Below are 6,778 nucleotides of genomic sequence, written 5' to 3'. Positions count from 1 at the left end.
CCGAGCCTAAGCGAGGTGCCGACAGGCGGGGCAGAGCGTTTTGGTTACTTTTGCGCTTTTCAAAAGTGACCCGCTGTAAGAGCGGAACCCATATCAGCCATGACCCAAATAACGGATATACCCCCCCAAGTCAGATCGCCTCAGCCATCAACAACTCCCGCGTATACGGATGCCGCGCATCAGCAAAAAGCGCCGCCGTCTCCCCCTGCTCCACCACCCGCCCCTGACGCATCACCGCAATCCGGTCACACAACCGCGCAGCCACCCGCAAATCATGAGTAATAAACACAATGCTCAACTTCAACCGCCACTGCAGCGACTCCAGCAGCTCCAGAATCTGCACCTGAATCAACGCATCAAGCGCCGACACACACTCATCGGCGATTAACACCTTAGGCTCCACCGCCAACGCCCGAGCGATACCTATGCGCTGCCGTTGCCCACCCGAAAACTCATGCGCAAACCGCTCAAACGCCGTCGCCGGCAACCCCACCAACCCCAGCAACTCCCTGGCCCGCCGTTCAGCATCAGCCTTGGAAACTCCGTGCACCAAAGGCCCGGTCATAATCATCTGCCCCACCGTCTGCCGCGGATTAAGCGAAGCAAACGGATCCTGGAAAATCATCTGCACATCACGACGCAATGGCCGCAATTGCCCTTCAGACAACCCCGCCACCTCCCGTCCCAACCACTCGACCTGCCCGCTGTCCGCACGCAACAAACGCACCAGGCAGCGGCCCAAGGTCGACTTGCCCGAGCCCGACTCCCCCACAATCCCCAACGTCTCACCCTCACGCAATTGCAACTGAACCGCGTCCAACGCCACCGTGGTGCGCCGCCCCCACCAGCCACTGCGGCTGCTGAACACCTTGCCCAACGCCTGTGCCTTCAGGACCACCGGGCCAACCACTCGCGTACGCGGCATCAGCGGTTGCGCCGACACCGCCGCAAGCAACTTCCGAGTGTAGCTTTCCCGGGGTACACGCAATACCGCCTGCGCCGTGCCCTGCTCCACTACCCGGCCCTTTTCCAATACCAACACCCGGTCGGCAATCGCCTCGACCACGGCAAAATCGTGGGTGATAAACAACAGCGCCATGCCCTTGTCCCGCTGGATCTTGCGCAGCAAGTCGAGGATCTGCGCCTGGGTGGTCACATCCAGCGCCGAGGTCGGTTCATCGGCAATCAACAACGCCGGATCAAACGCCAGGGCCATGGCGATCACCACCCGCTGGCGCTGCCCACCCGACAGTTCAAACGGATAAGCCAGGCGCAGCCGCGCCGGCTCAGGCAAGCCGACATAACCGAGCAAATCCACCACCCGCTGACGCCGCACGCGCCCCGATGCCACGCCATGGGCGCGCAGGGTTTCGTCGATCTGTTCGCCCACGCGCAGCAACGGATTGAGCGCGCTCATGGGCTCCTGGAACACCATGCTGATATCGCGCCCGCGCAGTTGGCGCATGGCCTCTTCGCTGTGCGTCGCCAGGTCTTCGTCACGAAACACCAAGCGTCCACTTTCCACCGTCAGCGGGTCCGGCAACTGGCGCAACAAAGCCTTGGCCAGCATCGACTTGCCGGAGCCCGATTCGCCCACCACACACAGGCATTCGCCACTGTTCAGTTGCAGTGACAGGTCATACAGCGCATGGCTGCGGTCTGCACCGGCCGGCAAGGCGATACGCAAATGCTCAACACTCAACAACGTCATACCGACCTCCCTGGCTCAAAGGCCACACGCAAGCCTTCGCCCACCCGATTCACCGCCAGCACGCACAGCACAATCGCCAGCCCCGGCAGAAAGCTCATCCACCAGGCATCCCGCAGCAAGCCACGGGAGGCGTTGATCATGTAGCCCCAGCTCATGGCCTCCGGGTCGCTCAAGCCGAGAAATGCCAGCGCCGCTTCGGTGAGGATCGCCGTGGCCATCACAAAGGTCATGGTCACCAGTAACGGCGCCAGGGCATTGGGCAGGATTTGCTGGGTGATGATCCCCAGCGGTGACTGCCCCAGCACCCGCGCGGCCTGTACGAACTCGCGCTGGCGCAAGGTCAGGAATTCACTGCGCACCAACCGCGCCACCGCCGGCCAGGCCACGAGTGCGATTGCCAGCACGATAGAGAACAACGAAGGCTCAAGGATCGCCACCAGAATCACCGCCAGCACCAGCTGTGGAATGATCTGGAAGAACTCAGCAACGCGCATCAGCATGCCGTCGAGCCAGCCACCGAAATAGCCCGCGAGGGCCCCCACCAGCAGGCCGACCACCAAGGTCGCCAGGCTGGCCAGGGCCCCCACCGCCAGGGACACCCGCGCGCCGTACAGTAGACCGATGGCGAGGTCGCGACCAAGCAGGTCACTGCCCAGCCAATGGGCCGAATCGTGGAACGGCGCGAGCATCGGCTGGCTGTTCATTTCCCACGGCGAACTGCTGGTGAGCCAGGGTGCGGCGATCGCCAACAACGTCAGCAGCAACAAAAACAACGCACCTGTCAACGCCGACGGCTGACGCACAAAACGTCGAAGAACCTGCATCAACCTTGCACTCCTGCACCGATACGCGGGTCGAGGAAACGACAGATCACATCGGTCAGCACGTTAAAACCCACCACCAGAATCGAGATCACCAGAAAACCACCCATCAACACGCCGTAATCCCTCTGGGCCAGCGAGTCGTACATCAAACGGCCAATCCCCGGCCAGGAATACACCACCTCCACCAGCAGCGCGCCGCTGGCCAACTGGCCCAATTGCAAACCGGCAAACGTGACCACCGGCAACAGCGCATTGCGCAGCACGTGCACATACAGAATCCGCCTCGGGTGCAGGCCCTTGGCGTGGGCCGTGCGCACGTATTCCTGGCCGAGGGCATCGAGCACCGCGGCGCGGGTCAGGTGGATATACAGGGCAAGGAACAGCACGCTCAACGACACGCACGGCAACAGTAGATGCTTGAGCCGGTCGACCAGGGAAAAGTCCCGCGCCACCGTCTCCATGCCGAACGCCGGCAACCAATCGAGGCTGACGGAGAACAGCAGGATCAGCAGCATCGCCAGCCAGAACGGCGGCATCGCGTACAACAGCAACGCGCCGTGGGAGATCACGCCGTCGAGCCAATGACGTTTCTGCCGGGCCCGTGCGGCCAGCGTACCGAGGGTGACGCCCAGTACCGATGACAGCAAAAATGCCGAGCCCATCAGGGCCAAGGTCGCCGGCAAGCGCTCGGCAATCAGCGACCACACCGAGGTCTGGTTGCGATAGGAATAGCCCAGGTCCAGATGGGCAATATTGCCCAGGTAGATCAGCAGCTGCGTCAGCAGGGGCTTGTCCAGGCCCATAGTCTGGCGCAGGTGTTCGATGAACTGCACGTCGTCCACGCCCGCCTCACCGGCCAACAGCAGCGCCGGGTCGCCCGGCGCCAGGCGGACCAGCAAAAAGCCCAGCACCAGCACCGCCACAATCATCAACAGCGCCTTGACCAGACGGCCGCTGAAATACCGCAGCCCGTTCATGGCGCAGGCGCCTCGAGGTAGACGCTTTCGTAGTCTTCGTTAAGGCTGGTGGCGGTTTGCAGCAGGTTTTTCACCTCTTTGTGGAACAGCGTCGGGTAGCGCATTTCGAAGATCGGCGCGATCGGCAGGTCGGTGTTCAGCACGCTTTCCAACTGGCTGTAGAGTTTGGTGCGCTCCGGGCCTTCCGGGGTATTGGCGACTTGGGTCCATAGCGCATCGGCCTCGGGGCTGTTATAGCCGCTGACGTTGGCGAACGGCGAGGTCTTGAGGATGTAGTCGGAGCGGTACAGGTAAGCGTTGGTCAGGTAGGGGTCGCCGATCTGGAAGATGAAGTTATAGGTCAGGTCGAAGTCCCAGTCGCTGACACGCTGGAACCAGGTGGCTGCGTCGGAGGTGACCACTTGCACCTTGAAGCCCAGCGGTTGCAGGGCTTGCTTGGTGTACTCGGCCAGGCGCTCCCAGGCGCCGCCCTTCTCACCGTTGAGCAGGCGGATCCGCACCGCGCCCACGTCCACGCCGGACTCGGCAATCAATGCCTTGGCCTTTTTCACGTCGTAGGTGTACTGCGGCAATTGCGGGTCGTGGTACGGCGAGGTGGACACGAACTGACCCGGCGCGACCTTGCCCGAGCCAAAGAAAATGTTGTCGACAATGAACTGGCGGTTCAGCGCATACAGGATCGCCTGGCGCACCTTGGGATTGTTCAGCGGCGGCTTGCGCGTGTTGATCTGCAGGAAGGCCAGGCCGGAGTACAGCTCCCAGCCTTTTTCCGAAGACTGCACGTTTGGCAAGGCGGTCAGGCGCTTGAGGTCGGAATAGTCGGCATCCCCGCTGCGCAGTACTTGCACGTCATCACGTTCGAAGGCGGCCGCGCGGGAAGATCCATCCGGGATCACGTGGAAGATGATGCCGTCCAGATGTGGCAGGCCTTTTTTCCAGTAGTCCGGGTTCTTCGCGAGCTTGATATAGGCGCCGCGCTTCCACTCCACAAACACGAACGGGCCGGTGCCGACGGGCTTGAGGTTGTAGGGGTTGTTGCGAAAGTCGGTGTTCTCGTAGAGGTGCCTGGGCACGACGGGACGCAGCCCGCTGCCCAAGGCAGAGAGCAGCGGTGCGAAGGGTTTCTTGAGCTGGAAGACCACTTGCAGCGGGCCCTTGGCCGTGATGCTCGCGACGTATTCGGTGAAGACCCCGCCCAGGCGCTTGTCCACTTCGGGGTAGAAGGTCTGGAAGCTGAACACCACGTCATCGGCGGTGAAGGCGTGGCCGTCGTGCCAGCGAACGCCGTCCTGCAAATCGAAAGTGTAGGTCAGGCCATCCGGGGAGACGGTCCAGGACTTGGCCAACACCGGTTTGGGCTTGAGGTCGGTGTCGAAGGTCAGCAGGCCCTGGAGGATCTTGCCGCTGACGTACTGGGTGGACACGTGGCTGACCACCCCGTGCATCAGCGACGGCGGCTCGGGTTGGGCCACCAGGTTCAGCACGCCGCCGTCATGGGGTTGCGCCTGAGCGGTGCCGGCCAGCAGCACGGCGCCAAGTCCCAGGTATGAGAGGACACGGCGAAAGGATAAAGGGCGCATGGAGATTCCTTGGCTAAGGTTTTGTCAGGGATTTAGCAAGGGCTGTGCCATGGGCGGAGGGGCTGGGATTTGCGGTGCGCGTGGGCCATGGCAGTGATGAAAAAACCACAGTGGCCAGGCCGAGTGTGCAAAAAGCAACAGCGGCTCGCGGCCCGCCTGCTGTAAACACAAGGCCTTGCTGGCTGGCACAAGGTTTGCCCCTGTAACGTCCTCTGAACCCACGAGCGTGAACCGCATGTCACTGGATTACCTGGGCAATCCCATCGATACCCTCAACCCCGCCACCCGTCAGGGCCTGGATGACTTCGTCGGTGGTTTCCTCGGCTATCAGCCCCGTGCCGAAGGCATTCTCGCGGCGGCCGATGCCGACCCGGACTCCGCGCTGGCCAACGGGTTTACCGGCTTGCTGTTGATGTTTATCGAGTCGCCCGAAGGCCCCGCACTGGCCGAGAAATACCGCCGGCGCGCGGCTGCGGTTAACTCGCAACATCCCCGGTCGCTGCTGTATCTGGAGTTGCTGCAGGCCTGGATCCGCGATGAGCTGGATGAGGCGCTGCGCCTCAGTGAATACCTGCTGGACCGTTATCCACGAGACTTGTTTGCCGCCAAGCTCAACCAGTACCTGGAGTTCAACCGGGGTAACTGGCCGGCGCTGCTGCGCATCGGCCTCAAGGCCACGGCGGGTGCGCCGGATATCGCCCACAGTCACGGCTTGCTGGCGTTTGCTTATGAGCAGTGTCACCTGCTGGAAGAAGCCGAAGCCAGCGCACGAAAGGCCTTGCGTTTGCAGGCGTCGGAGCCATGGGCGCATCACGCGCTGGCCCATGTGATGCTGACGCAGGGGCGCATCGAGGAAGGTATCGGGTTTCTGGAGGGCGTGAAGCATCACTGGGACGGGTTGAACTCGTTTATGTACACCCATAACTGGTGGCACCTGGCGTTGTTTTATCTGGCCCGTGGTGAGGACCAGCGGGTGCTGGAGATTTATGACCGGCATGTGTGGGGGATCCTGCCGGAGTACTCGCAGGACCAGGTGGGGGCGGTATCGTTGCTGGCGCGCCTGGAATTGGCCTCAATTGATGTGGGTGAGCGCTGGCAGGCGTTGGCGCCTTACCTGCAGCGGCGGGTTGCGGATGCGGTGCAGCCGTTTTTGAGTGTGCAGTATTTGTATGGGTTGGCCCGGGCGGGCAAGCCTGAGGCGGATCAGTTGCTGGCGGCGTTGCGGCGCCACAGCCTTGATGCGCGGCCAGTGTGGGGGGAAGTCAGCTTGCCGCTGGCAGAGGGGTTGTTGGCGCACGCCCGGGGGGATGCACAGCGGGCGCTGGAGCAGTTGGGGATTGCGCTGCCACGGTTGAACGAGATTGGCGGCAGTCATGCCCAGCGGGATTTGTTTGCACAGGTGGAACTGGATGCGCGGTTGCGGGTTGGGGATTGGCTCGGGGCGCAGCAAACGCTGGAATTGCGCCGACGGTATGACGGGCTGGATGTGCCTACGAATCGGGCTTTGGTGGTGGTGTATGAGGCTTTGGGGTTGCCTGAGCAGGCGCTACGGGCGCGGGCGCGGATTGGGGGTATATCCGTTATTTAGGTGATGGCTGATATGGGTTCCGCTCTTACAGCGGCTCACTTTTGAACAGCGCAAAAGTAAGCAAAACGCTCTTGCCCCACCACTCGGCACCTCGCTTA

The 6,778-nt window shown here is 62.3% G+C and carries 5 protein-coding genes; 1 reads left to right on the top strand and 4 read right to left on the bottom strand.

The genetic code is table 11. The annotated features are described in order from the left end of the window. Nucleotides 1-130: 130 nt before the first annotated feature. Genes ACZRN6_RS36185 through ACZRN6_RS36170 form a run of 4 tightly spaced genes read right to left on the bottom strand, consistent with a single transcriptional unit; the run spans nucleotide 131 to nucleotide 5,092 of the window. On the bottom strand, nucleotides 131-1,711 hold the full coding sequence (locus ACZRN6_RS36185; protein ID WP_464009951.1) for a dipeptide ABC transporter ATP-binding protein: 1,581 nt from the start codon (nucleotides 1,709-1,711) through the stop codon (nucleotides 131-133). Next, entirely contained in the window at nucleotides 1,708-2,535 is an 828-nt protein-coding gene (locus ACZRN6_RS36180; protein WP_322146042.1) for an ABC transporter permease, read from the bottom strand. The genes ACZRN6_RS36185 and ACZRN6_RS36180 overlap by 4 nt, the downstream gene beginning before the upstream one ends. Then, nucleotides 2,535-3,512 (bottom strand): ABC transporter permease, encoded by a 978-nt coding sequence (locus tag ACZRN6_RS36175; protein WP_464009950.1) that lies wholly within the window; start codon nucleotides 3,510-3,512, stop codon nucleotides 2,535-2,537. The genes ACZRN6_RS36180 and ACZRN6_RS36175 overlap by 1 nt, the downstream gene beginning before the upstream one ends. Beyond that, nucleotides 3,509-5,092: an ABC transporter substrate-binding protein gene (locus ACZRN6_RS36170; RefSeq protein ID WP_322146044.1), complete on the bottom strand. Its 1,584-nt coding sequence runs from the start codon at nucleotides 5,090-5,092 to the stop codon at nucleotides 3,509-3,511. Before ACZRN6_RS36170 ends, ACZRN6_RS36175 begins: the two co-directional genes overlap by 4 nt. 235 nt (nucleotides 5,093-5,327) lie before the next feature. On the opposite strand from ACZRN6_RS36170, the gene ACZRN6_RS36165 reads away from it, so the two are divergent. Then, on the top strand, nucleotides 5,328-6,680 hold the full coding sequence (locus ACZRN6_RS36165; RefSeq protein ID WP_464009949.1) for a tetratricopeptide repeat protein: 1,353 nt from the start codon (nucleotides 5,328-5,330) through the stop codon (nucleotides 6,678-6,680). Nucleotides 6,681-6,778 lie beyond the last annotated feature (98 nt).

It is taken from the genome of Pseudomonas sp. A125 (assembly GCF_055409485.1).
This window is presented reverse-complemented; position numbering and strand designations above follow the sequence as displayed.

Excerpts from the sequence above, each read along its gene's own strand:
- ACZRN6_RS36185 (WP_464009951.1), bottom strand. The coding sequence starts at position 1,711 with ATGACGTTGTTGAGTGTTGAGCATTTGCGTATCGCCTTGCCGGCCGGT.
- ACZRN6_RS36165 (WP_464009949.1), top strand. The coding sequence starts at position 5,328 with ATGTCACTGGATTACCTGGGCAATCCCATCGATACCCTCAACCCCGCC.
- ACZRN6_RS36175 (WP_464009950.1), bottom strand. The coding sequence starts at position 3,512 with ATGAACGGGCTGCGGTATTTCAGCGGCCGTCTGGTCAAGGCGCTGTTG.
- ACZRN6_RS36180 (WP_322146042.1), bottom strand. The coding sequence starts at position 2,535 with ATGCAGGTTCTTCGACGTTTTGTGCGTCAGCCGTCGGCGTTGACAGGT.
- ACZRN6_RS36170 (WP_322146044.1), bottom strand. The coding sequence starts at position 5,092 with ATGCGCCCTTTATCCTTTCGCCGTGTCCTCTCATACCTGGGACTTGGC.